The organism is Roseofilum capinflatum BLCC-M114 (assembly GCF_030068505.1).
GTDB classification, from domain to species: Bacteria; Cyanobacteriota; Cyanobacteriia; order Cyanobacteriales; family Desertifilaceae; genus Roseofilum; species Roseofilum capinflatum.
This window is the reverse complement of the sequence record NZ_JAQOSO010000114.1, coordinates 1-24,419: the sequence shown is the minus strand read 5'-3', so window position 1 is coordinate 24,419 and position 24,419 is coordinate 1. Positions and strand designations below refer to the sequence as shown.

General features: G+C 47.0%; 13 protein-coding genes. 7 read left to right on the top strand and 6 right to left on the bottom strand.

What is annotated here, in order from left to right; translation table 11 throughout:
- Positions 1-12: 12 nt before the first annotated feature.
- The 3 genes from PMG25_RS22070 to ilvA form a co-directional block, all read right to left on the bottom strand.
- The gene (locus tag PMG25_RS22070; protein WP_283769058.1) at positions 13-2,700 is read right to left on the bottom strand and encodes a hybrid sensor histidine kinase/response regulator; all 2,688 of its coding nucleotides are present in this window, start codon (positions 2,698-2,700) and stop codon (positions 13-15) included.
- A gap of 27 nt (positions 2,701-2,727) precedes the next feature.
- Positions 2,728-5,409: a hybrid sensor histidine kinase/response regulator gene (locus PMG25_RS22065; protein ID WP_283769057.1), complete on the bottom strand. Its 2,682-nt coding sequence runs from the start codon at positions 5,407-5,409 to the stop codon at positions 2,728-2,730.
- 191 nt (positions 5,410-5,600) lie between these two features.
- On the bottom strand, positions 5,601-7,112 hold the full coding sequence (ilvA, locus tag PMG25_RS22060) for a threonine ammonia-lyase, biosynthetic (RefSeq protein ID WP_283769056.1): 1,512 nt from the start codon (positions 7,110-7,112) through the stop codon (positions 5,601-5,603).
- Positions 7,113-7,305: 193 nt separating this feature from the next.
- On the opposite strand from ilvA, the gene PMG25_RS22055 reads away from it, so the two are divergent.
- Positions 7,306-8,292, top strand: coding sequence for an SDR family NAD(P)-dependent oxidoreductase (locus PMG25_RS22055; protein WP_283769055.1), 987 nt, complete (start codon positions 7,306-7,308; stop codon positions 8,290-8,292).
- Positions 8,293-8,495: 203 nt separating this feature from the next.
- Here the strand turns inward: PMG25_RS22055 and aspS are convergent, their stop codons facing one another.
- A complete protein-coding gene (aspS, locus tag PMG25_RS22050) occupies positions 8,496-10,292 on the bottom strand; it encodes an aspartate--tRNA ligase (RefSeq protein ID WP_283769054.1) in 1,797 nt (598 codons plus the stop codon).
- 182 nt (positions 10,293-10,474) lie between these two features.
- Between aspS and PMG25_RS22045 the strand changes: the two genes are divergently transcribed.
- Complete coding sequence (locus PMG25_RS22045) at positions 10,475-11,206, top strand: glutathione peroxidase (RefSeq protein ID WP_283769053.1); 732 nt, start codon at positions 10,475-10,477, stop codon at positions 11,204-11,206.
- Between the two features lie 125 nt (positions 11,207-11,331).
- Here PMG25_RS22045 and codA read toward each other — a convergent pair whose 3' ends face one another.
- A complete protein-coding gene (codA, locus tag PMG25_RS22040) occupies positions 11,332-12,570 on the bottom strand; it encodes a cytosine deaminase (protein ID WP_283769052.1) in 1,239 nt (412 codons plus the stop codon).
- Between the two features lie 444 nt (positions 12,571-13,014).
- Between codA and PMG25_RS22035 the strand changes: the two genes are divergently transcribed.
- From PMG25_RS22035 to purF, 5 genes are all read left to right on the top strand, one after another.
- Complete coding sequence (locus PMG25_RS22035; protein ID WP_283769051.1) at positions 13,015-13,890, top strand: DNA adenine methylase; 876 nt, start codon at positions 13,015-13,017, stop codon at positions 13,888-13,890.
- Positions 13,891-14,662: 772 nt separating this feature from the next.
- A complete protein-coding gene (locus tag PMG25_RS22030; RefSeq protein WP_283769050.1) occupies positions 14,663-16,687 on the top strand; it encodes a serine/threonine-protein kinase in 2,025 nt (674 codons plus the stop codon).
- A 216-nt stretch (positions 16,688-16,903) separates the two neighbouring features.
- A complete protein-coding gene (locus tag PMG25_RS22025) occupies positions 16,904-17,167 on the top strand; it encodes a hypothetical protein (RefSeq protein ID WP_283769049.1) in 264 nt (87 codons plus the stop codon).
- Positions 17,164-17,598: a type II toxin-antitoxin system VapC family toxin gene (locus PMG25_RS22020; protein WP_283769048.1), complete on the top strand. Its 435-nt coding sequence runs from the start codon at positions 17,164-17,166 to the stop codon at positions 17,596-17,598. The genes PMG25_RS22025 and PMG25_RS22020 overlap by 4 nt, the downstream gene beginning before the upstream one ends.
- 185 nt (positions 17,599-17,783) lie before the next feature.
- On the top strand, positions 17,784-19,235 hold the full coding sequence (purF, locus tag PMG25_RS22015; protein ID WP_283769047.1) for an amidophosphoribosyltransferase: 1,452 nt from the start codon (positions 17,784-17,786) through the stop codon (positions 19,233-19,235).
- Between the two features lie 327 nt (positions 19,236-19,562).
- Here purF and PMG25_RS22010 read toward each other — a convergent pair whose 3' ends face one another.
- The gene (locus PMG25_RS22010; RefSeq protein WP_283769046.1) at positions 19,563-23,591 is read right to left on the bottom strand and encodes a WD40 domain-containing protein; all 4,029 of its coding nucleotides are present in this window, start codon (positions 23,589-23,591) and stop codon (positions 19,563-19,565) included.
- Positions 23,592-24,419: the final 828 nt, after the last annotated feature.

Below are 24,419 nucleotides of genomic sequence, written 5' to 3'. Positions count from 1 at the left end.
CCAGTAACAACGTTAGGACTGAGTTGTACGATGTTTACCATCGAGTAACGTCTTAATACCGGTTTCATCAAATTCTTCCGCTAAGGCTAGGATACGATCGCCAAATGTCTTATACTGCATGTTCTGTTCTTTGAGTCGTTGAGCCTCTTCCTCTATGGCTTCAATATCGCCAATTTTAGTGGCTTCCCATAACGGTCTCAATTCCTGTTCTGTGGGGAAAATGAGGTCTTGCTGAACGGAAAACTCTGGCCCACTTTTTTCTTCATAGATCCAGGTTAAGTGCAAATACTTTTGTAAGCGTATTAATAATTGCTCTAAATCAATGGGCTTTTCTAAGAACTCATTACAGCCCGCCGCGATCGCCAAACTCCGATCGGCTAATGATACACTCGCACTAGCGGCGATAATCGGCAATTCTTTTGAATAAGACTCTCGAATACAGTCAGCCAAGGCATATCCATCCATCTCTGGCATGACAATATCGGTAATCACTAAGTCAGGATGTGCCTGTTGCACCTGTTCTAAGCCCTCTCGTCCATTGGAAGCTTCCAGCACTCTAAAACCGAGTGGAGTTAACACTTCCGCAACTACGATTCGATTCACTTGATGATCGTCAACAATGAGGATCGTTTTAGGTTCTCCACTGTAACCGAGAATCTTACCCTGCTGTAAATTGGCAGCACTACTCATCCACTCCTGGGAACGGGGTAATGTGACTTCAAACCAGAATTTGCTCCCCATCCCTAAGCGACTCTCCACCTGAATGGTACTTCCCATCATCCCCACAATTTGACTACAGATTGTTAATCCTAATCCCGTACCTTGTGAACGTCGAGATGTGGAACCCACTTGCTCAAAGGGGAGGAAGATTTTATTCACCTGTTCTGGACTCATTCCTACTCCTGTATCTTCAATTGCAAAGCGTAGGATAGTTGTCGTCTGAGAGGACTCTTTTGGGCTACAGGCTACAGAAAAACTTACATTGCCTTGGTCAGTAAATTTAATTGCATTGCCTAAGAGATTCAGTAAAACTTGACGTAGACGTTTTTCATCAGCTTTGACTCCTGTGGGTAAGTTTTCGTCTGGCAAAAACTGGAGGGTAATGCCTTTATTTTCGGCTCGCACTCTGGCGATTTCTGCCACTCCCACCAAAAAGGACGGTAAGTGTAAATCCTTGGGAAACAGTTCCATTTTTCTGGCTTCAATTTTAGCCAGGTCAAGGATATCGTTAATCAGGGTTAACAGATGGGAACCGGCTTGTTCAATCACATCCACGCCCTTACGATGTTGATTGAGGTCTGTCGCACGATGCATAATCTGGGCATAACCGAGGATACCATTGAGGGGGGTGCGAAGTTCGTGGCTCATATTGGCCAGAAATTCACTTTTGGCTCCGTTGGCACTATCGGCTGCTTCTTTAGCCTCAGAAAGTTCTAAGGTACGTTCTTCTACTCGCTGTTCTAGTTGAGAAAAGGAGGTTCTTAGTTCACTTGCCATGCGGTTAAATGCTCTGGCGAGGGTCTTGAGTTCGGCGATCGCTCCTCCAGAGACTTGCTGCTCTAAATTTCCTTCTGACATTTCTTCTGAGGATTGTGCAAGTTGCAAGATGGGTTGTGCAATCCAATGAGACGTATACCATCCCAAAACTATGGCAATAGCCAATGCTCCAAGACAGAGTAAAATGGTGTTGCGTCTACTGGCATAAATTTGTGCCATAAAATCGGATTCGGGCACAACAATCACAATTAACCAATCTAATCCAAACTCATCTTGATAAGGGAATACTTGTAAGAATTGTCGTTGGTCTTCACGTTTAAAGTCTAATTGTTCCAGGGTTTTAATCTGTTTAAAATCTGTAAAGTGATTTAAAAGATATTGGGCCGTGGCATGAGTTAAAGCATCACTACTTTTAACAACATTTAATCGTTGGATTTCTTCCCCTTCTTGACGAAACAATTTTTCCTGGGTAGATGTGGCGACCAATTGACCGGAGCGTTCGATAATAAAACCTTGCCCAGTTTTGCCAATATCCAAACTTTGTAGAAAATTACTAATGTGGGTTAAAGTGAGGTCAGCGGCCGTAACTCCTATGAGTTTTCCTTGGCGATCGTAAAGAGGAAGATCGGCTGTTAAAGCCAGTTCTTGGGTGGAAAAATAAGTGTAAATCTCTGTCCAGACAGCTTTTCCGGCGCGATCGCCGGTTTTGTACCATTCCCGTTTTCGGGGATCGTAGTCGGGTATACGACCCACCCGTTCTAACCGTTGACCGTTCCCATCGAGCGTCCAAGTTTCAAAGTGATAATCCGTCCTGCGATCGGATACCTCTAGAGCAAAGCTCCGATCCGCTTTTCTTTGTACCCCTACATATTCTCGCTGCTCAGTTCCCAAGGAAATATAGCTAACGGTCTCAAATTGCTGCATCTGAGAAAAAAAGTAGCGCTCTAAACTGGGAATATCTTCTAGATTCAACAGACCCAGGCGAACGGCTTCACTATTAATCTGATTCACTACATGAGGTGTATTTAAATAAGTATCCAATTGTTGTACAATCCGTTTGGCCAGCTCACTACGCAATTGAGCGGCTACATCATTCACGGCTTCTTGTCCATTGCGTAACGAGAGCCATCCTGTTAATCCTACAACGGCAAAAATTTGGAGGACAAAGGGAACAATTAAAACTAAACGCAAATTGAATTTCATACTCAGTCCTCCATCTAGAGTAGATCGCTAACTCGGCACAGAATCAATAAGCTCGACAATGGTTTTATCTTCAAATTCAGCAGCTAAGATCAGGATGCGCTCGCAAAATCCGTGATAGTTAGGATCGATGTCTTTTAACCGTTGTGCTTCTTGTTCAATTCCTAGAATATCTCCAATTTTTGCCATTTCATACATCTTAAGCAATTCATCATTTTTGGGAAAAACTATCTCTTTTTCTGTAGCAACGCTTACAGATTCTATGGATTCGTAAACCCATTGCAGATTCAGATATTTCTGTAACACAATTAACAATTTTTCCATATCCACAGGTTTTTCCAGAAAATCCTTACAGCCAGCCGCGATCGCCAAACTTTGATCGGCCAGTGATACACTGGCACTAGCGGCGATGATCGGCAACTCTTGGGAATAAGACTCCCGAACCTGACGAGCGAAATCATACCCGTTCATTTCTGGCATGACAATATCTGTAATTACCAAGTCCGGTTGCTTCTGTTTGACCTGTTCTAATCCCTCCCGTCCATTAGATGCTTCGAGTATCCTAAACCCTAATGGAGTTAATACTTCCGAAATCACAATTCGATTGACCGTGTGATCGTCTACAATCAGGATAGTTTTTGGTTCTCCACGGTAACCGAGAATGTGACCTTTTGATAAATAAGCCGCAGAACTAACCCATTCTGAGGAAATGGGAAAATTGACTTCAAACCTGAATGTGGTTCCCATTCCTAATGTACTGTTGACCTCAATTTCACTCTCCATCATTTGGGCAATTTGACGACAAATCGTTAATCCTAAACCTGTTCCTTCTGAACGCCGCGATGTGGAGCCAACTTGCTCAAAGGGTAAAAATATTTTTTCGATTTGTTCTTGACTCATCCCCACCCCTGTATCCTGGATGGTAAAGCGAATTCTGGCCTGACTTCCTGCTGTTCCTTGTAGGTTGGTAACAGAAAAGGTTACATTGCCTTGGTCAGTAAATTTAATCGCATTGCCTAAGAGATTTAGTAATAGTTGACGCAGGCGTTTTTCATCAGCTTTAATGCCGGTCGGTAATCTTTCGTCGGGCAAAAACTGGAGGGTAATGCCTTTATTTTCGGCTCTTACTCTGGCGATTTCTGCTACTCCCACCAAAAAGGATGGTAAGTGTAAATCCTTGGGAAACAGTTCCATTTTTCGGGCTTCGATTTTAGCCAGGTCAAGGATATCGTTAATCAGGGTTAACAGATGGGAACCGGCTTGTTCAATCACATCCACGCCCTTACGATGTTGATTGAGGTCTGTCGCACGATGCATAATCTGGGCATAACCGAGGATACCATTGAGGGGGGTGCGAAGTTCGTGGCTCATATTGGCCAGAAATTCACTTTTGGCTCCGTTGGCACTATCGGCTGCTTCTTTAGCCTCAGAAAGTTCTAAGGTACGTTCTTCTACTCGCTGTTCTAGTTGAGAAAAGGAGGTTCTTAGTTCACTTGCCATGCGGTTAAATGCTCTGGCGAGGGTCTTGAGTTCGGCGATCGCTCCTCCAGAGACTTGCTGCTCTAAATTTCCTTCTGACATTTCTTCTGAGGATTGTGCAAGTTTTAAGATCGGTTGTGCAATCCAATGAGATGTATACCATCCCAAAACTATGGCAATGGCCAATGCTCCAAGACAGAGTAAAATGGTGTTGCGTCTACTGGCATAAATTTGCGCCATAAAATCGGATTCTGGCACAACAATCACAATTAACCAATCTAATCCCCATTGATCTTTATAGTTTGTCACTTCTAGAAAGTGTCTAACCCCCTCAAGTTTGAATTCGATGTGTTGGTTTTGGGGGATTTGAGATAAATTACCAAAATTTTCAATCAAGAAGTGGGTAGTTTTTTGAGTGAGAAACTGTTGACTATCTGTTGCTTTCAGTCGCTTGAACTCCTTCTGTTCAGTTGGAGCAATAAAGGGTTTTTCATCAGTGGAAGTGGCGACTAACAATCCAGACCGTTCTAAAATAAAGGCTTGTCCAGACTGAGAAATTTTTAATTGACTGAGAAATTGGTTAATACCTAATAAGGTTAAATCTGTACCAATGATTCCCTTGAATTGATTCTCTTGGTCATAAATTGGTGTTCCAATGGTGAGGGCTAAACGAGGATGGGTAACGTAACTATAAATCTCACTCCAGGCTGAGTGATTTTGAGTGGCAGCAGGAGTATACCAAGGACGAGGACGGGGATCGTAGCTTGGACTCACCCGCAATATTTTTTCGGTGCGCCTGCCTTGGTTATCGGTTGCATAGGTGTAAATCTTATAATGGGTTAAAGCATCGGATATTTCAATATTTAATCCTCCGTCATTCGTCCGTTCTAGTCCATAAAATTCTCTCTCTTCATTGCCTGCTTGGATATATCCTATATGGGGAAAATGACGGATTTGTTTTAGGAAATAGGATTCCATGCTGCGGGGATTGTCTATATTTAGATAGCCTAATTCTATGGCATCCACAATATTTTGATTGACTAAATAAGGAGTCTGTAAATAACTTTTGAGGTGTTGTTGAATGCGATCGCCGGTTTCTTGCTGTAACTGAGTGACTAAATTTTCAACCGCTTTCTGTCCATTGCGTAACGATAGCCATCCCGTCAATCCCACTACCGCGAAAATCTGTAGAACAAAGGGAACAATTAAAACAAAACGTAGATTGAATTTCATACTCAGTACTCCTATACCATGGGAGAACTTATAATCGTCTTAATCTTACCGAGTAGATGTTAAAGTTTGATTATGGTATGGATATAGGATTTGAGCTGTACCACACACTACTTTATGGGAACTTTATGGGAATTTTTCCAAGATTTCAGTTTTCCCAGTTGTCCGACGGGCTTAGAGGTGGGTTGTAGTCATCAAGCCAAGAATAATTTGTAGGCAGGATTATTATTTTCGTCCCAATAGCGATAGCCTAAAGTGTCTAAAAAGGCTTGCCATTCTGCCATTTCTTCGGGGGGGACTTGCATTCCGACGACGATGCGCCCATAGTCTGCGCCATTATTACGATAGTGGAAAAGGCTGATATTCCAGTTGGGACTCATGGAGGCGACAAATTTCATTAGTGCGCCGGGGCGTTCGGGAAATTCAAAGCGGTATATTAATTCATGTTCTGCTAAGGCCGATCGCCCGCCGACCATGTGGCGTAGATGGAGTTTCGTCAGTTCATCATCGGTTAATTCTAGGGTTTCAAAGCCTGTTTCTGCAAAGGTTTTGGCGATTTGGGCGGCATCGTCTCGGTCTTTAATTCGTACACCGACAAAGATATGGGCGCAGGTGCGATCGGCGATGCGATAGTTAAATTCGGTGAGGTTTCGCGTCCCCAAACAGTCACAGAAGCGGCGTAAACTGCCGGGTTTTTCGGGAATGGTGACGGCAAAAATGGCTTCTCGGCGTTCCCCAAATTCGGCTCGCTCGGCGACAAACCGCAGGCGATCGAAGTTCATATTCGCACCGCAGGCAACAGCGACGAGGGTTTGTCCTTGGATTTTTTCCCGCTCTACATAGGCTTTCGCGCCGGCGATCGCCAAGGCTCCCGCAGGTTCCACAATAGATCGCGTATCTTCAAATACATCTTTAATGGCTGCACAGGTATCATCTGTCTTGACCAGAATAATTTCATCCACATATTCTTGACAGAGGCGGAAGGTTTCCTCTCCCACTTCCCGCACCGCTACCCCATCAGCAAATAAGCCCACTTGGGGCAATCTCACCCGCTTCCCGGCTTTCAGGGATTGATTCATAGCATCGGAATCCACCGGCTCTACGCCAATAATCTTGGTTTCTGGATGCAGGCGTTTCACGTAGGAGGCAATGCCCGAAATGAGACCCCCGCCACCAATGGCCACAAAAATGGCATGGATGGGCTGTTGATATTGGCGTAAAATTTCCATGCCGATGGTTCCCTGGCCGGCAATCACATCGGGATCGTTAAACGGATGAATAAACGTTAACCCTTTCTCGGCTTCCAGTTCGCGGGCATGGCCATAGGCTTCATCATAGGTTTCACCATACAATACTGCCTCTCCGCCGTGCGATCGCACCGCATCCACTTTCACCTGTGGCGTAGTCACCGGCATCACAATTAACGCACGGGTTCCCAAATGCCGCGCAGCTAAGGCAACCCCTTGGGCATGATTCCCCGCAGATGAAGCAATCACCCCTTGGGCCAACTGCTCCGGAGGCAGTTTCGCCATCCGATTATAAGCTCCCCGCAACTTAAACGAAAATACGGATTGCATATCTTCCCGTTTCAGCAGCAGCCGATTCCCCAGTCGCCGAGAAAGGTTACTCGCCACTTCTAGGGGCGTTTCTTGGGCAACATCATAGACGCGAGCCGTGAGAATTTGGACGAGATAATCACACAACATGAGATCTGGGGAACGGGGTGGAGAGCATGGGCACAATATTTTACTGTATCATCTTCCGATCCTCTGGGCAAAATCGAAGGAGTGCGAGCATCCTGCTTGCTGCCTTTAATGCTCCCTACCTTTCTAAAGAAGAACTGATTTATCATCTAAAGCAGAACAATAATTGTGGACATAGAAATAACCGCAGAACATAATGACATCAAAACCACTCGAAGGAAAAATTGCCCTAGTTACCGGAGCCTCTCGTGGGTTAGGAAAAGGAATTGCCATCGGTTTGGCAGAAGCTGGCGCAACCGTTTATATTACTGGCAGAACTCTGTACAGTTCTGAGCCAGGAATGGGGAGCTTAGAAGAAACCCAAAAGGAACTAGAAAAAGTGGGTGGGGCAGCCATTCCGGTACAAGTGGATCATGGTGATGATGAGCAGGTGCGTTTGTTATTCGAGCGTATCGCGGATGAACAGCAGGGACAACTCGATCTATTGGTGAATAATGCTTATTCTGCCGTATCCATGCTCAAAGAAACCTATGGTCAATCTTTTTGGGAATTAGAACCCAATTTATGGGATCGGGTCAATCATGTGGGGTTGCGGGGGCATTATATTGCCAGTGTGTATGCAGCGCGGATGATGGTTCCTCGGAAACAAGGACTCATTTGTACCCTGTCTTCTTGGGGGGGATTGTTTCCCATATTTGGGGTACTGTATGGAGTGGGTAAAACAGCGTGCGATCGCCTAGCCCTAGAATTAGCCTTAGAACTTAAACCCCATAACATTACCTCCCTCTCCATTTGGCCGGGAATTGTGGGGACAGAAAAATTTACCCAATTTGCCCAAGAGCAAGAAGCAAGTGGAACTCTACCAGAGCGAGGAAATCCCTTTGCTGATGGCTTTAACTGGGAAACTCCCTTATTAACGGGTCGAGTGATTGCCTGTCTTGCTACCGATTCCGAGATCATCAAACGAACGGGAAAAGTACAGATTGTCGCCGAACAAGCCCGACGCTATGGTGTGGTAGACCGAGAAGGAAATCAACCCGCATCTTTGCGGTCTTTACAGTTTATTTTGCCGATGATGATTCCCCAGTTACGTCCCTATTCTTCTTGGCTTCCTAGTCTCTATGTTCCCTGGTGGCTTTTGATGTCTGGGGTAATTAAATCGCCTCAAGTTGGTAATGGGTAATCGAGATTGCTTCATTCCGCTCCGCTCCATTCGCAATGACATACTGTAACTGATTAGTCGGATTTGATATTACAACTGATCCAACGGACTTGATATCATACCTCATAATAGCGCCAGGCGCTCTAGGGTGTGCCCTGAGCGGAGTCGAAGGGCGCACTGCTTTAATTGATGACCATCACCCATTACCGATCGCCGATCGCCCATTAATCATTTTTTGCCTTCGGTTTGTGGGTAGAAGCCACAGACAGTTCTTTCAACTGGCGATTATCCACCGTTGCCGGAGCGTCGGTAAGTACACATCGAGCTTGCTGAGTTTTGGGGAAGGCAATCACATCGCGGATAGAGTCTTCACCCGCGAGGAGCATTACAAATCGGTCTAAGCCATAGGCAATCCCGCCATGGGGAGGAGTCCCATATTCAAAGGCTTCCAGGAGGAAACCAAATTTATTGTGGGCTTCTTCGGGGGAGAGTCCGATCGCCTCAAATACCTGTTCTTGAATCTCCCGTTGGTAGATCCGCAGGCTTCCCCCGCCAATCTCATTGCCGTTGTAGACGAGATCGTAGGCTCTAGCGCGGGCAGTTTTAATGTCGTCTAAGTCTTCTGGGTTCGGCGAAGTGAAGGGGTGATGTAAGGCTTCTAGGCGCTTTTCATCGGCATTCCATTCAAACATGGGAAACTCGGTAACCCAAATCAGGTTAATTTGGTTGTCGTCAATGAGTCCCATTTGTTTGCCAATCACTTGCCGCAAGCGGTCTAGGGTTTTGTTCACCGTAGCGGTATCTCCAGCTCCAAACAGGAGTAAATGGCCGGCTTCGGCTCCGGTGCGCTTCAGGATTTCCTGTTTTTGTTCGGCACTGAGGTTATCTTTGATCGCGCCAATGGTGTCGATTTCTCCATTTTCTCGGACGCGAATATAGGCGAGTCCTCTGGCTCCGGCTTCGGTGGCTTCTTTGAAGAGTTCGCCACCGGGTTTGATGGCGACGTTGGAAATTTTATCGTTGCCGTTGGGAATGGGTAAAATTTTGACTGAGCCACCGGCAGCAACAGCTCCGGAAAAGACCTTAAACCCGCAGTCTTTGACGACATCGGAGACATCGGCTAATTCTAGTCCAAAGCGGGTATCGGGGCGATCGCATCCATAGCGCTCCATGGATTCTTTATAGGTGATGCGGGGGAAGGGTCGGGGAATGTCGATGTTTTTGATGGTTTTGAAGATATGACAAACTAAGCCTTCGTTGAGGTTAATAATGTCTTCTTCGGACATGAAGCTCATTTCCATGTCCAGTTGGGTAAATTCGGGCTGGCGATCGGCTCGCAGGTCTTCATCCCGGAAGCAGCGAGCAATCTGATAATACCGGTCAAATCCGGAGACCATGAGTAATTGTTTAAACAGTTGGGGCGATTGGGGCAGGGCGTACCATTCCCCCGCATTGACTCGGCTGGGAACCAGGTAATCCCTTGCGCCTTCTGGGGTGGAGCGGGTCAAGATTGGGGTTTCTACTTCCATGAAGTGCTGTTCGTCTTCTAAGTAGCGGCGGATAGCTTTTACAACCTGGTGGCGCAGTTTGAGGTTGTGGCTCATGCGATCGCGTCTCAAGTCTAAATAGCGATACTTCAGCCGCAAATCTTCCCGTACTGCCTCTTCTTCGTAGCTCGATACCTGAAACGGCATTTGCCGGTTAATGCCGTTGAGTAGCTCAATTTTATCGGCGTAAATTTCCACTTCTCCGGTGGCAATTTTGGGGTTGAGGGACTCTTCTGGCCTCTGGGTGACTCGTCCTTGAATGGTTACCACATACTCATTCCGCAATTTTTCCGCCAGCTCGTAGGAGTCGGGGGTTCGGTCTGGGTCGCTAACAATTTGCACGATTCCAGTGCGATCGCGCAAATCTAGAAAAATCACACCACCATGATCGCGACGGCGATCAACCCAACCGCACAGGGTTACCGTCTCGCCAATGTTTTTTCCTTGTAATTCTCCGCAGTAGTGGGTTCGCATGGTGGTTCCTAGCGTTCAGTAGAGTTCAGTATTAACACAACTTTCCCATTATCTAACAATTATGGCGGTACTGGCGATCGAAAATTTCCCCCCTTGACAACCCGGACTCGTTATGAGTATGATTAAAACAATTCAAATTCATAACGAGTTCGTTTTAGACCCCTATCAGGAGATAAACATTTATGTTGCAGAATAAAGAAGGTCAAACCGTACCCAACGTCAACTTTCGCGCTCGCGTCAACAACGAATGGAAAGACATCAGCACCGATGAACTATTTGCTGGCAAAACCGTCATCGTCTTCTCCCTTCCCGGAGCCTTCACCCCCACCTGCTCCTCCACCCACGTACCCGGATACAACGAACTCGCCGACGTTTTCAAAGCCAACGGAGTCGATGATATTATCTGTGTTTCCGTGAACGACACCTTTGTAATGGAAGCATGGGCCAAAGATCAAAAAGCCAACAAAATCACCTTCATTCCCGATGGTAACGGAGACTTCACCGACGGCATGGGTATGCTAGTAGACAAACAAGACCTAGGATTTGGTCAACGCTCTTGGCGCTACTCCATGCTCGTCAAAAACAAAACCATTGAAAAAATGTTCATCGAACCGGAAAAACCCGGCGATCCTTTCGAGGTTTCCGACGCAGAAACCATGCTCAAATATATCAATCCCAGCGCCGTTAAGCCGAAAATGATTTCTCTATTTACAAAAGTCGGTTGTCCCTTCTGCGCCAAAGCCAAAGATCTACTCAAAGACAAAGGCTTAGAATACGAAGAAATCACCCTTGCTGATGCAGTAACCACCCGTTCCCTAAAAGCCATCACCGGTAAAGATACCGTTCCCCAAGTCTTTATTGACGGCCAACATATTGGCGGTTCAGAAGAATTAGCCGCCTATTTCGCATCCTAGTATCGTAGTATCGTAGGGTGGGCAGGAGAATCGGCGACATCATTCAAAGTTGACCAGAATATCCTGCCCACCGTACCCAATACTTTAACGAATTCACCAGATTTGGTGTCAAACCATTTCTCTATTTAAACCTGCCAATGGACTTGGGGAGCATCCGTTTTGACGCGAATTTTCCCCTGAGAAATCACCACCTCTACCGTTGCTCGTCGGCGAATGGCATCATAGGGACTCTCAGCATCAAGAATAATAAGATTGGCGGGTTTACCCACGTCTAACCCATAAGAATCCGACACATTTAGGGTTGTTGCGCCTCCCGTGGTAACCATATCGTAACAAGCATTAATTTCTGCCATTCCCGTCATCTGACAGACATGAACCGCCATATGAGCGACTTCTAACATATTGCCGGTTCCCAGACTATACCAAGGGTCTTGAATACAGTCATGACCGAGGGAAACATTTAAGCCATTTTGCCACAATTCTTTCACACGGGTAACGCCGCGCCGTTTGGGATAGGTATCGGTGCGCCCTTGCAGGGTAATGTTAATTAAAGGATTGGAAATAAAGTTAATTTTTGCCCGTTTGAGTAAGCCCATTAGCTTAAACGCATAGGCATTATTATAGGAGCCAAAGGCAGTTGTATGGCTGGCGGTCACTTGGGAACCGAGTCCGCTACGAACAGCGCAAGCAGCCACGACTTCTAAAAATCGGGCTTGATCGTCGTCAATTTCATCGCAGTGAATGTCGATTAATTTATGATACTGTTGCGCTAATTCAAAGATGCGGTGAACTGATTTTACCCCATCTTCGCGAGTCAGTTCATAGTGGGGAATGCCACCGACGGCATCTGCACCCAGTTGCAGCGCAGTTTCTAAAAGCTGTTCGTTTTGGGGTTGCCCATAAATGCCATCTTGGGGAAAAGCGACGACTTGCAGCGTTAGCCAGTCTTTCACCTGCTCTCGCAAGTCTAATAAGGCTTTCAAGGCGATTAAGTTGGGTTCGCTGACATCCGCGTGGGTGCGTACCCAAAGGACTCCTTGTGCTGCTTGTTGTTTGAGCGCTTTTAAGGCTCTGTGTTGGACTTCCTCATACTGTAAGGATTGCTTGCGATCGCCCCAAATGGCAATCCCTTCAAACAGAGTTCCGCTCTCATTCCAGCGCGGATCTCCCGCAGTCAGAGCCGAATCTAGATGAATATGGGACTCCACAAAGGGAGGGCTGATCAGCTTATCAGTAACCCAGAGTTCCTCTTGGGTGGGAGCGTTTATTTCTGGGGCAATAGCGGCGATCTGGTTACCGGAAATTGCCAGATCTCGGCGATCGCCCCCCGGAAAACGCCCCCCTTTAATCACTAAATCATACATATTTTGGTAATCGGTAATCTATTTTTTCCCTTAGTGGCCTCTAAGATACAGAATTTTAGGGGATTTAGACCTTTATTGTAAATAAATATTACAAATTAGTCACTTTTGCATAAAAACCCTCCGAAAAAACCGAGATCCCTATAGAAGAACTTTTTTTTCGAGGCACATCCCCCATGGCAACTACTGAGTGGATTGAGGAACTTGAAGATAATGACAACTCCGTAACGGAGAATAGCGTGCAATTATCTACTCTAGTTGAGAGTCTATTTATTCCCCATTTCTCAATCTGATAGAAATAGAATTGTAGGGGCTTTCCAAATGTATTGAATTGGTTCTTGTCCACTCTTCAATATGGGGCTTTAATGTGGGGATACAGCGCTTTGTGCTATAGTGGGAGCATGGTGGAAGTAAAAAATAAACAGAGTAAAGCCTAGGAATATACGAATGTCTAAACTCATTGCTTTTGGGTGGTATGGCGGGAAATTTAATCATCTTAACTGGCTTCTCCCCTTATTGCCAGAAGCCACCCATTACTGTGAGCCATTTGCAGGATCTGCGGCTGTTCTCCTCAATCGTCAACCTTCCCCTGTAGAAACTTATAATGATATTGATGGAGAAGTTGTCAACTTTTTTCGAGTTTTGCGCGACCAAAAAGAAGACCTCATTCAAGCCATTGGATTAACTCCTTTTTCCAGAGAAGAACTGAGAATTGCTGTAGAAGAACCGAGGGAAAATTGCTCAGAACTCGAAAGAGCAAGGCGTTTTTTCGTTCGCGCTCGTCAGGTGAGAACCGGACTTGCTCAAACCGCTAGTGCTGGAAGATGGGCCCATTGTAAACTCACCAGTCGAGCAGGTATGTCAGGAGCGGTTTCTCGTTGGTTAGGCTCTGTTGAAGGACTCTCGGAGATTGTACAAAGACTGTTACGGGTGCAAATTGAACAGGGCAGAGCCATAGAAGTGATTGGGCGATATGATAGTCCAGACACCCTATTTTACTGCGATCCTCCTTATCCCCATGATACACGCGGCGATCGCCATGCCTATGCATACGAAATGACAGATGATGATCATCGAGAATTAGCCGCAGTGTTGAACCAGGTTCAGGGAAAAGTTGCCATATCTGGCTATGATTGCGATCTCTTTGCTCATCTTTACCAAGATTGGAACCGTATCGAAGCACCCTCCAAACAATGTTTATCGGTTAAACAACCTCGGACAGAGGTACTCTGGACAAACTATGATATTCCAGGACAGGGGAGAAAATGCCAGAACCCATCGACATCCTCAATGCCGCTTTTAGACAAGCTAATACCAACTTAGATAGCTCACTGATTGATGATGTCAAGATTAGACAATCGGCTGACTATGTGGCTCGTAATCTCAAAAATCGTGCAGGAGTTCGTCTTTTAATGGCCTGTTTATTGGCTAAATTGCATCGACCGTGATGATATAGACCGTGCCTTACAGAAACTCAGCTTAGGAGATAAACGAGTCGATAATTACATTTTTATCACCACTGAGCAAATTGATCATCAAGTTCAGACTTATGCACAATCTTTGTATCACGAAACGGGAGGAATTGAGTTTGTTATCTTAGATTGCATTGGATTTATTCGTCATTTCCTACATCTTTTTCATCGATTACGATGTCGGTTCCTGGAATCTTATCAATCTCTGATTTTAGCTGAACCTCAAAGTGCTGTAAGCCAATCCATTAAAGAAGCATTTTTGGCGATGAGACAAGCTGCGGAAAGTAATCATGAAGAATATTCCTGATCTTATTGAATTACTCAATGTTCGCCTCCGCTTGATGCACGATCGCCCTCAACTGATCCACCCTTTCCGCACTTGCACTTGTCCACAAACCGCGCTGATGGTTTTCCAGTAACCGTTCTGCCATATCTCGCCGCGCCCAAGCAAATTATCGTAGGGTGGGCAGGAGGATAAGCAAAATCATTCAATTCCTACAAGCATACCCTGCCCACCCTACCCGATCCTAATCATCTACCTGCTAACGTAACGTACATACCACAGCGCTATAAACAATAAAACAATAATAAGATAGATCAATGTGCCCCGCCTAACCCATGCTATGAGATATTGCCTCAACCCGGACTGCAAGCAACCCAAAAACCCTGACCGTCATGCTTTCTGCCAAAGCTGTCGCAGTGCTTTGTTGCTCAAAGACCGGTATAAAGCACTCAAATGTATTGGCCAAGGGGGGTTTGGGCGCACTTTTTTGGGCATCGATCGCGATAAACCGTCTCAACCCTATTGTGTGATCAAGCAGTTTTTTCCCCAAGCCCAGGGAACCAATAATGTGCAAAAGGCAACCCAATTGTTTGAACAAGAGGCAGTTCGCTTAGACGATCTGGGAGAACATGCCCAAATTCCCGCCCTACATGCCCACTTTAGCCAAGATTCTCGCCAATATCTGGTACAAGAATTTATTGATGGGCAAAATTTAAGCCAAGTTCTGGAGCAAGCAGGAAGATTTAATGAGAACCAAATCCGCGAGTTACTTTATAATTTGCTACCGGTTTTAGATTTTATTCATCACCACCATGTGATTCATCGGGATATTAAACCCGAAAATATTATTTTGCGGGAAAATGGGCAACTGGTTTTAGTGGATTTTGGGGCGGCAAAATATGCCACATCAACGGCTTTACTGAAAACGGGAACCACCATTGGGACACCGGAATATTTAGCCCCAGAACAAGGCCGAGGACGGGCGGTTTTTTCGAGCGATCTCTATAGTTTAGGGGTGACTTGTTTGCATATGCTCACCGGAAAGTCACCGTTTGAGTTATTTGATATTCATGAGGATACCTGGATTTGGCGGCAGTGTTTGGATGATAATCCCATTAGTCAACCCTTAGCAAAAATTATCGATCGCCTCATTGCCGATGCCATTAATCACCGCTATCATTCGGCTCAAGAGGTTCTAGAGGATTTGCAAGGTTTACCGACGGTGGATCGTTTGGTCGATCCCCTAACCGCTCCCATACAACCGGCCGTTTCTCCCTTAGCGTCTCAGTTGCCTGCAACTGCTTCATCCTCTGAATGGCGTTGCGTGCATACTCTTCGAGGTCATACGCAATGGGTGGGCGCTGTTGATATACATCCCAATTCTACTGTCGTGGCTAGTGGCTCGGAAGACCGGTCTATTCGCTTTTGGGATGGGGTGACGGGAGAGCATGAGGGAACCCTTAACTGTCATGAGTTATACGTGAATACAGTAGCGTTTAGTCCGAATGGTCGGTTTTTAGCCAGTGGGGGGGACGATCGCGCGATTTATGTGTGGGATTTGCAACAGGGGGAATGGGGGCCGCAGTTGGGCGAGAGTCAGACAGGAGATGATCGCCGTTATGGAGAGGCGATTAATGCGATCGCCTGGAATCCCCAAGGCACTCTGTTAGCCAGTGCTAGTAAAGACCGCACGGTAAAGGTGTGGCAACTTGACCCGACTGATTCCCGTTATGGAGAAGCGATCTATACCCTCACTGGTCATTTAGCATCCGTGCGGGCTGTGAGTTTCAGCCCCGATGGGCGCATTATTGCCAGTGGCAGCGATGATAATAGTATTAAACTGTGGCACTTAGGAAAAGAGGTAGAGTTTGCAACGCTAGGGGATTTGGCTTCCCGGCTAAATATTGTCAATGCCTTGGCATTTAGTCCCGATGGGCAATGGTTAGCCAGTGGGGGTTGGGATAATTTGGTCAAACTGTGGGATTTCGAGACGGGAAAAACTATGCAGGTTTTTGAAGGACATCAAGATTATGTGCGATCGCTTGCCTTTAGTCCCGATGGGCAATTTTTGGTCAGTGGTAGCGACGATCGCACCCTGAAACTTTGGCAAGTAGAAACGGCTACCCTCTTAACGACCCTAGAGGGTCATCAAAATTGTGTTAATAGTGTTGCTTGGAGTGCTGATGGACAATTGATTGTCAGTGGCAGTGCGGATAAAACCCTGAAGGTTTGGCAGGGAGAACCCCATCCCCCCAAAATTCAAGATCAAACGGTGCAACAGATCGCTGCCTCGACTCCCGTTCCTCGTCGCACACCGAAACGCCCCATATATCGGCCTTCTGTCCATCAACCTTGGCTCGATTAAAGGGTAATGAGTTTTGAGTAATGATATCAAATCCATTTATTTACGCTACAGATCTCTGTAGATACTGTCTTGGATGTCAAGGGGCGGGTTAACCCCAAATCTATAACACCCACCGATAACTTACCTGAACCCGCCCCCACCCCACCCATACACCCAAATTAATTATCATTAAATAGTATAATTTAAGGGTGGTTTGGGAAAAAAAGCGAATTAACTATGAATACAAAATTAGTGGATGCCATTCTCCAACTCATTGATGCTCTTCCCCCAAAAGAGCAGAAATTACTGCACGAAAAAATAGAGCGTAAGCAAAATTGGCAGCAGACTAAAGAGCGCATTCTTAAACGCGGTAAAGCCATTGGTAAACGGCAAAGAGATAACTTTTATGATGCTATTGATGAAGTATTTTATCAAATGCGAGAAGAACGCAGTCAAGAACTCTTTGAAGCCTGTTCACGCAAACAAGAGGTCAAACGATGACGGATTATATTTGTATGGATGCTAATTTCGCGGTGCGTCTCGTGAATAGCCAATCTGAGGCCGATCCCTGGATTGTGCTTTGGGAAGAATGGCAAGCAGCCGATAAACAAATTATTGCGCCCACACTATTTTATTATGAAATAACAAATGCTATTTATCGGATGGGTAGAGCGGGACAACTGCAAGAAGATGAAGTGCAAACGGCTTTAGAAGATGTGTTTAATTTGAGGATTAGCATCAAAAGCGATTTGCAATTGCACTTCCAAGCGGTTGCGTTAGCACAACAGTTTGACCTTCCGGCCGCTTATGATGCCCATTATCTTGCTTTAGCTCAAGACTATCGAGCTATATTTTATACGGGAGATAAACGGCTCTTTAATCAGGTTCACAGTCAATTTTCTGATATTGTTTTGGTTGATGGCAGGAGTTGAACGGATGGGAGCGCCCCTCGTCCCCCCATTCCCCCCACCCCATTCCCAATGGGTTAAGAAAACCTTAAAATTAAATTAGGTATCCACGCTTACATTTTGAGCAACAGGTTTTTTAATCTGAGCTACCCTAAATTCAGAAAACAATACCGACAACGTGATACCGCTTACCTATCCCCATCGAACCTATGGAGCTTGATGTTTTGAATCCCAACCGTGCCGATAAACCCGAAGAAGCCTGTGGTGTGTTTGGCGTATACGCCCCCTCGGAAGAGGTTGCCAAACTTGCCTATTTTGGCCTGTATGCCCTCCAACATCGGGGACAAGAATCCGCAGGCATTGCTACCTTTAGCAACAAGCAAGTCCATTGGCATAAGGATATGGGCTTAGTGTCCCAAGTCTTCAATCAACCTACCCTCAATCGTTTGGTGGGGGAAAGTGCGGTGGGTCATGTCCGCTATTCCACCACTGGCTCCTCACGGGTGGCTAATGCCCAGCCGGCCGTGGTGGATACTCGATTAGGGTCTCTATCTTTAGCACATAATGGCAATATTGTCAATGTTGTGGAACTACGAGATAAATTAACCCAAGAAAATCATTGTTTCCTGACAACAACAGACTCAGAAATGATTGCTTTGGCGATCGCCACAGAAGTCGATCGCGGTAAAGATTGGTTAGAAGGCGCAATCTCGGCCTTTAACTATTGCGAAGGAGCCTATAGCCTCGTCATCGGCACACCGGACGGCATCATGGGAGTTCGAGATCCCCATGGCATCCGTCCCCTAGTCATTGGCACATTGGGGCAAAATCCCTGTCGGTACGTGCTGGCCTCGGAAACCTGCGCCCTGGATATTATTGGGGCTGACTATTTGCGGGATGTGGAACCGGGTGAGTTAGTTTGGATCACTGAAGAGGGGTTAGCCTCCTTCCATTGGGCCCAAAAACCCCAACCCAAGCTCTGTATTTTCGAGATGATTTACTTCTCCCGTCCCGATAGCGTGGTTGATGAAGAAACCATCTATAGCTATCGCAAACGGTTGGGCCATTATTTGGCGAAAGAATCCTATGTGGATGTAGATCTGATTATTGGTGTACCCGATTCCGGCATTCCGGCGGCGATCGGATTTTCGGAAGCCTCTGGTATCCCTTATGCCGAAGGTCTCATTAAAAACCGCTATGTGGGTCGCACGTTTATCCAACCCACTCAAGCCATGCGCGAATCGGGTATTCGCATGAAACTGAATCCCCTCAAGGATGTCCTTGCCGGAAAACGGATCATTCTAGTCGATGACTCCATTGTGCGGGGAACCACCAGCAAGAAACTGGTCAAAGCCATCCGGGATGCGGGAGCAACGGAGGTTCACATGCGAATTTCTTCCCCTCCCGTCACCCATCCCTGTTTCTACGGCATTGACACAGACAATCAAGACCAACTGATTGCGGCGACTAAATCCGTAGATGAAATTTGTAAACAAATCGGTGTAGACTCTTTGGCTTACCTGAGTTGGGAAGCCATGCACCACGCCACGGGCGACCACCAAAGTAACTTTTGTTCGGCCTGTTTTACCGGAAATTATCCCATTGACATCCCCGAACCTTTGAAGCGGTCTAAACTGATATTAGAAACCAGTCATTCCTAGTGGGGTGGGGTGCGTTGATAACGCACCCTACTGCCGTGACACAGCTAAAATAGTGCATTAGCGTAGGGTGGGTTAGGCGGCTAAAACCTAGACTCTGACAGCAATCTATCAATCCGCCGTAACCCACCATTTTAGGGTTGTCACGGCACTACTGGCTTGGCAAGTGGGTTTGTGCGGGTTTCCGCAAGCGGACATGAATACAAAAATAGTTGTCAGTCTACAAGATTTGGGTATAACCCGCCCCTACAGAGATCTGTAGCGTAAATAAATAGATTTGATATTACTCATTACTCAGGCAGCACAAAGCGCTGTGTCTGTCCCAGTCGGCTATGCACTGCGCTCCATGGCTCCATTGGCTTTGAGTGTGGAAATCGCCGCTTGAGTTAAGCCTTCAATTTTAGCAATATTCATCTCTGCATAGGGACGAGATACCCGCAGGGTTTTCATCAATTCTCCCTGGTGAACATCCCAGAGTTTAATCGTCTCATCTTCGCTGCCACTGGCTAAGAGGGTAGCGTTGGCACTCAAGGAGAGCGATCGCACCCCTTCGTTATGTCCGGTTAAGGTATGCAGGCAGTTCCCGGTGTTTGCATCCCAGATTTTGATGGTGCGATCGCTGCTCCCACTGGCTAAAATTGCTCCATCTTGACTCATCGCTAACGCATGAACCCAATGATAATGACCCGGCAAAGTCTGCAAACAGTCCCCCGTTTCCCAATTCCAGAGCCGTACCGTAGTATCATCACTACCACTAGCTAAAATTGATCCTTGCAAACTCCCAGCCAAAGACCCCACCCAATCCTGATGTCCGGTTAAAACGCTCAGGCATTCTCCCGTTTGTAGATTCCAGAGGCGAAGGGTTAGATCGTCACTCCCGGTTGCTAGGAGTTCCCCATTGCCACTGAACGTCACCGTGCGCGTGGGGCGAGTATGTTCCTCAAAAGTATGCAAACACTCCCCTGTATGGGTATTCCAAACCCTAGCGGTTTCATCGCCGCTTCCCGTGGCTAGAAGTTTCCCATTGGGGCTGAAGCGCACGCACCAAATGGCATCTTCATGACCCGTGAATGTGCGGATTAAGCGCCCCGTACTCACTTCCCATAACTTCACTGTGCGATCGCCGCTCGAACTGGCCAAAAGCTTACCATCTCGACTAAAATCCACTGACTGAACCGTAGCCAGGTGACCTGCCAACGTCTTCAAGCATTCCCCGGTTTTCACGCACCAGAGGCGCACCATACGGTCTAAACTACCACTAGCTAACAGTTGACCATCCGGACTTAAGGCTACCCCCCAAATCCAATTGGTGTATCCCTGCCAAGATTTTTGGCACTTTCCCGTCCGTACATCCCACAGTTTAACAAAATTATTCACGCTGCTACTGGCCAGGGTTTTGCCCCCATCATGGGGATTAAAGGCTACTTGCCAGATCCAGTTGGTATGGCCGTATAAAACATGCAGGAGTTCCCCCGTCCCCACATCCCAGATAACAATGGTTTTATCATCACTGCCACTGGCTAAAAGATTGCCATCGGGACTAAAGGCCACGGAATGAACGCCATTCTGGTGTCGGTGTAGGGTTTGCAAACAGTCCCCCGTGTCCACATCCCAAAGCTTCACGGTGCGATCGTCGCTGCTACTGGCCAGCAGATGACCGTGGGGACTAAAGGCTACCGACCACACCCAATTTTCATGACCTTCTAATACCTTCACCTCCCCAGTTTCTCGATCCCACAGGCGGATGGTCATGTCATTACTGCTACTGGCGATCAGGTCACCTTCTTGGCTCAAAGCGACACAACACACCCCTTCCGTATGACCGGTGAAGGTATGCAGACATTGGGGCTGTTCGGGGTTGGAAAGGCTCCAAAGTTTTACTAAGCGATCGGCTGCTCCCGTGGCTAAATTTTGACCATCGGCACTAAAAACCACGGAGCGCACGGTTTCTTGATGCTCTGTTAAGGTGGCTAAACAGTCCCCATTGGAGAGATCCCAGAGTTTTACGGTTTTATCGGCGCTGCCACTGGCTAAAAGATTACCATCGGGACTAAAGGCGATGGAGCGCACCCAACCTTGATGACCTTGAATGGTTAAGAAGGGTTGACTGTCGTCAAATCCCCAAAGGCGAATGGCTCCGTAGCCATCACCGATCGCCACTAATCGTTCTGTGGGGCTAACGGCGAGACAAAAGACGGGGCCGAAGACATCGGTAAATACGGAGCCGACAAAGTGACATTCGCTGAAGTCGGTGTGGTTGAGGCTGTGTCCTTTGAGGTAGGCTTGGCGGATGGGGAGTTGGGAAAAGTTGGTGTGGGAGAGGTTGATTTTCAGTTGACAGAGGAGGTTGATTAGGTTGCCCGCAGCATATCCGAGGAATTTGGGTGTGGGTTGTCCCATGTGTAGGGGCGAACGGCCGTTCGCCCCTACAGATCCCCTCAATTTCTGGAGGAATTGTTCGATCCAGGGGCGGGGATTTTGGGGGTCGATGAGGGTGAGGAGGTGGTCGGCAATGGGTTGCAGAATGAGGCGGATTTGACTTTCGCGCACGTAGTCTTTGGCGGTAGCTTTGATCAGGGCGTGGCTGTTGAAAAGGTTGAGGTTGCCGGTGCGGAGTTCGGTGCAGATTTCTTGGATGAAGCGGTTGGTGAGGTATTCCATGACCACGTTTTGCAGAGTGGTGGTGATGGGTTTGGGTTCTGGGGAAGTGGTGCGAGTGCCGGAAATGGCTTCGATGAGCGATCGCCCCACTAAAGAGTATAGAATTTCGATTAGTTGGCGGCGATACCCCTGCGGAGTCGCTTCGCGAACGGGCCGCAGGGGTTGCCCCATCATGTCCTCTTGCAGGATCTCTGGGGTGACGGGTTCCCGGTTGATCGCCAACCAATACATGATATGCTGCTCTTCTAGGGAGAGACGCTGCCATTGTTGATCGAGAACATCGCAAACATCCTGAATGGCGATCGCCTCCCCACGGTTTAAGTAGTTTGCCGCACTGCCCCCAAACAGCTCCTGAATCCGAGTGGCAATCAGTTTCAGCACCAAAGGATTGCCATTGCAAGAGTCCGCGAGTTGGTGATTGACTGCGGCGCTCACCCCTAACCCTTTTTCCTTCAGAATCTCCGCAATTGCCCCCTCATCTAACCCCTGTACTTTCCACACCCGCACCGGTAATTTTGGCCCTTGCAGCGCATTAATCCCCTTCGGTTTTTCCCGACTGGTGAGCATTAAGCAGCCTTGATGCTCCGTTTCCCCCAACCGCGTCAGGAAGTCGCCATAATCCTCATATCCTGGGCGATAGCGCCCGGCAGTCGTTTGGGGTTGCAGAATCGCTTCCACATTATCGAACACAATTAAACAGCGATGCTCCTTCAGATAGTCAATCAGTTGGGTAATTCTGCGGTGGATGGGGATATCTTCTGGATTGTCCGGTTCATAGTTGAACACCTGATTGATGTCGTCGAGCATCTCGCTCAAAGGAGGAGCTTCCCGCAAAGAGCGCCAAATAATGGCTTCAAAGTCCCCTGCAACTTCCTGGGCAAGTTTCACCGAGAGCGCCGTTTTACCAATTCCACCAATACCCAATAGAACAACCAGCCGACACCCATCTTGGGCGATCCAAGTTTTCAGGGTGTCTAGTTCCTCCGTGCGTCCGTGGAAAATGGAGACATCGGGCGCTTCTCCCCAGTTATTTTGGCTCCGTTTGGGTTCTGTTGGAGGGAGTTCACCAACATTTTCGTCCCACGTAGGGGCGGGTTCACCCCTATCTTCGTCTTCCCATCGAGATCTTCGTGAACCCACCCTTACGGAACCCGCCCCGACATCATCTGGCTGGGTTAATAGCGGAATATTCACGAATTCCGGTTTGCATTTAAAGAAGATGGGAATCAGATAATTTCGTTGAGTTTTACTATTTCCCTGAATGCCAAATTTCTGATAGATGTTGCGGATCTGTTTGCGAATGGTTCCGGGGTTTTTGTTCAGGGAGGCGGCGATTTCTTCGTCAGTTTGGTTCTGGAGGAAGAGCTGTAAAACGGGTTTTTCTTGGGTCGAGAGGCGATCGCAGGTTTTCTCAAATTCCTCAGCACTCATATTCTGGAATTTTTTCAGGTAGGGAATATTCACCAACTCTGGTTTATGCTTGAAAAATAAAGCAATCAGAAAAAAGCGCCCTCTGCGACGACCATCATCTTCATTTATGCCAAAGGATTTATAAATCGTTCTCCTAATTTTCTGCACATCCGATTTATTACTGGCTACTGTCGTAGCGATTTCCCGATCGTTAAGCAATTCGTGCAAGACTTGCTGCTCTGTAGGATTGAGTCCTGCGAGTATGCGATCGAACTGCTGGTTATTCATGGCTCTATACCAATGGGATGGGAACTGACTGGCTCAGAGTTCAACATTGGCAGGTTCTGCGCTGCTGAAGTCTGAGTTTTTTTGTCTGAGGCACACAACCATATATTACACAGTCTTTCTCCTTCTTTACAGTCCCTCAGCTTATGGAACATCCGGATGTTTACTCTCAGAGATTGGGTATCATTCCGGGTTTTCACGCTCTTGGAGCAAGAATCGGTTTATTATGGGTTGGTTTTATACTCAAGTTTTCCCCTCATCCCCCTACCCCCTTCTCCCAAGGGAGAAAGGGGTACAAGTCCCTCTCCCGTGGGAGAGGGATTTTCCGCAAAGCGGACATGAAAGGGAGAGGGCAAGATCGCCAGTCATTTTTTACCCAGTTGACGACACAAATAGATAGGGAGTCAATGTTGTTTTTTTTGCTTAATATTCCGGTGGCGATCGCCCGCCCCTCTACCAGCATTTTGCCCAAAAGAACATTCGGATGTTTACTTTTGGGAGGCGATCGCCGTTGGGTTGGTTATATCAAGTTCGCTTATTCATGTCCGCGAAGCGGAAATACCCTAATTAAAAATCCAGGGAGCAAGATGCTCCCACTCCAGTCATATCAAAGAATTCGAGGAGTGCGGGCATCTTGCCCGCTTCTTAACAAATTTTCATGTCCGCTTGCGGAAACCGGACTTGATATGAGATGAGATATAGCATTTCTCTCTTGCATGAGGTATAGCCCTCACCCCCAACCCCCTCTCCCACTCCGAGAGAAGGGGGACTTTCACTGCCCCCCTTAAAAAGCAGGGGGTTTTCATTTTCACAAATTATACCACAACAAAA

Coding starts and splice junctions, on each gene's coding strand:
- PMG25_RS22020 (WP_283769048.1), top strand. CDS start 17,164: ATGACGGATTATATTTGTATGGATGCTAATTTCGCGGTGCGTCTCGTG.
- PMG25_RS22025 (WP_283769049.1), top strand. CDS start 16,904: ATGAATACAAAATTAGTGGATGCCATTCTCCAACTCATTGATGCTCTT.
- purF (WP_283769047.1), top strand. CDS start 17,784: ATGGAGCTTGATGTTTTGAATCCCAACCGTGCCGATAAACCCGAAGAA.
- PMG25_RS22045 (WP_283769053.1), top strand. CDS start 10,475: ATGTTGCAGAATAAAGAAGGTCAAACCGTACCCAACGTCAACTTTCGC.
- PMG25_RS22030 (WP_283769050.1), top strand. CDS start 14,663: ATGAGATATTGCCTCAACCCGGACTGCAAGCAACCCAAAAACCCTGAC.
- PMG25_RS22065 (WP_283769057.1), bottom strand. CDS start 5,409: ATGAAATTCAATCTACGTTTTGTTTTAATTGTTCCCTTTGTTCTACAG.
- PMG25_RS22055 (WP_283769055.1), top strand. CDS start 7,306: ATGACATCAAAACCACTCGAAGGAAAAATTGCCCTAGTTACCGGAGCC.
- aspS (WP_283769054.1), bottom strand. CDS start 10,292: ATGCGAACCCACTACTGCGGAGAATTACAAGGAAAAAACATTGGCGAG.
- PMG25_RS22035 (WP_283769051.1), top strand. CDS start 13,015: ATGTCTAAACTCATTGCTTTTGGGTGGTATGGCGGGAAATTTAATCAT.
- PMG25_RS22070 (WP_283769058.1), bottom strand. CDS start 2,700: ATGAAATTCAATTTGCGTTTAGTTTTAATTGTTCCCTTTGTCCTCCAA.
- PMG25_RS22010 (WP_283769046.1), bottom strand. CDS start 23,591: ATGAATAACCAGCAGTTCGATCGCATACTCGCAGGACTCAATCCTACA.
- ilvA (WP_283769056.1), bottom strand. CDS start 7,112: ATGTTGTGTGATTATCTCGTCCAAATTCTCACGGCTCGCGTCTATGAT.
- codA (WP_283769052.1), bottom strand. CDS start 12,570: ATGTATGATTTAGTGATTAAAGGGGGGCGTTTTCCGGGGGGCGATCGC.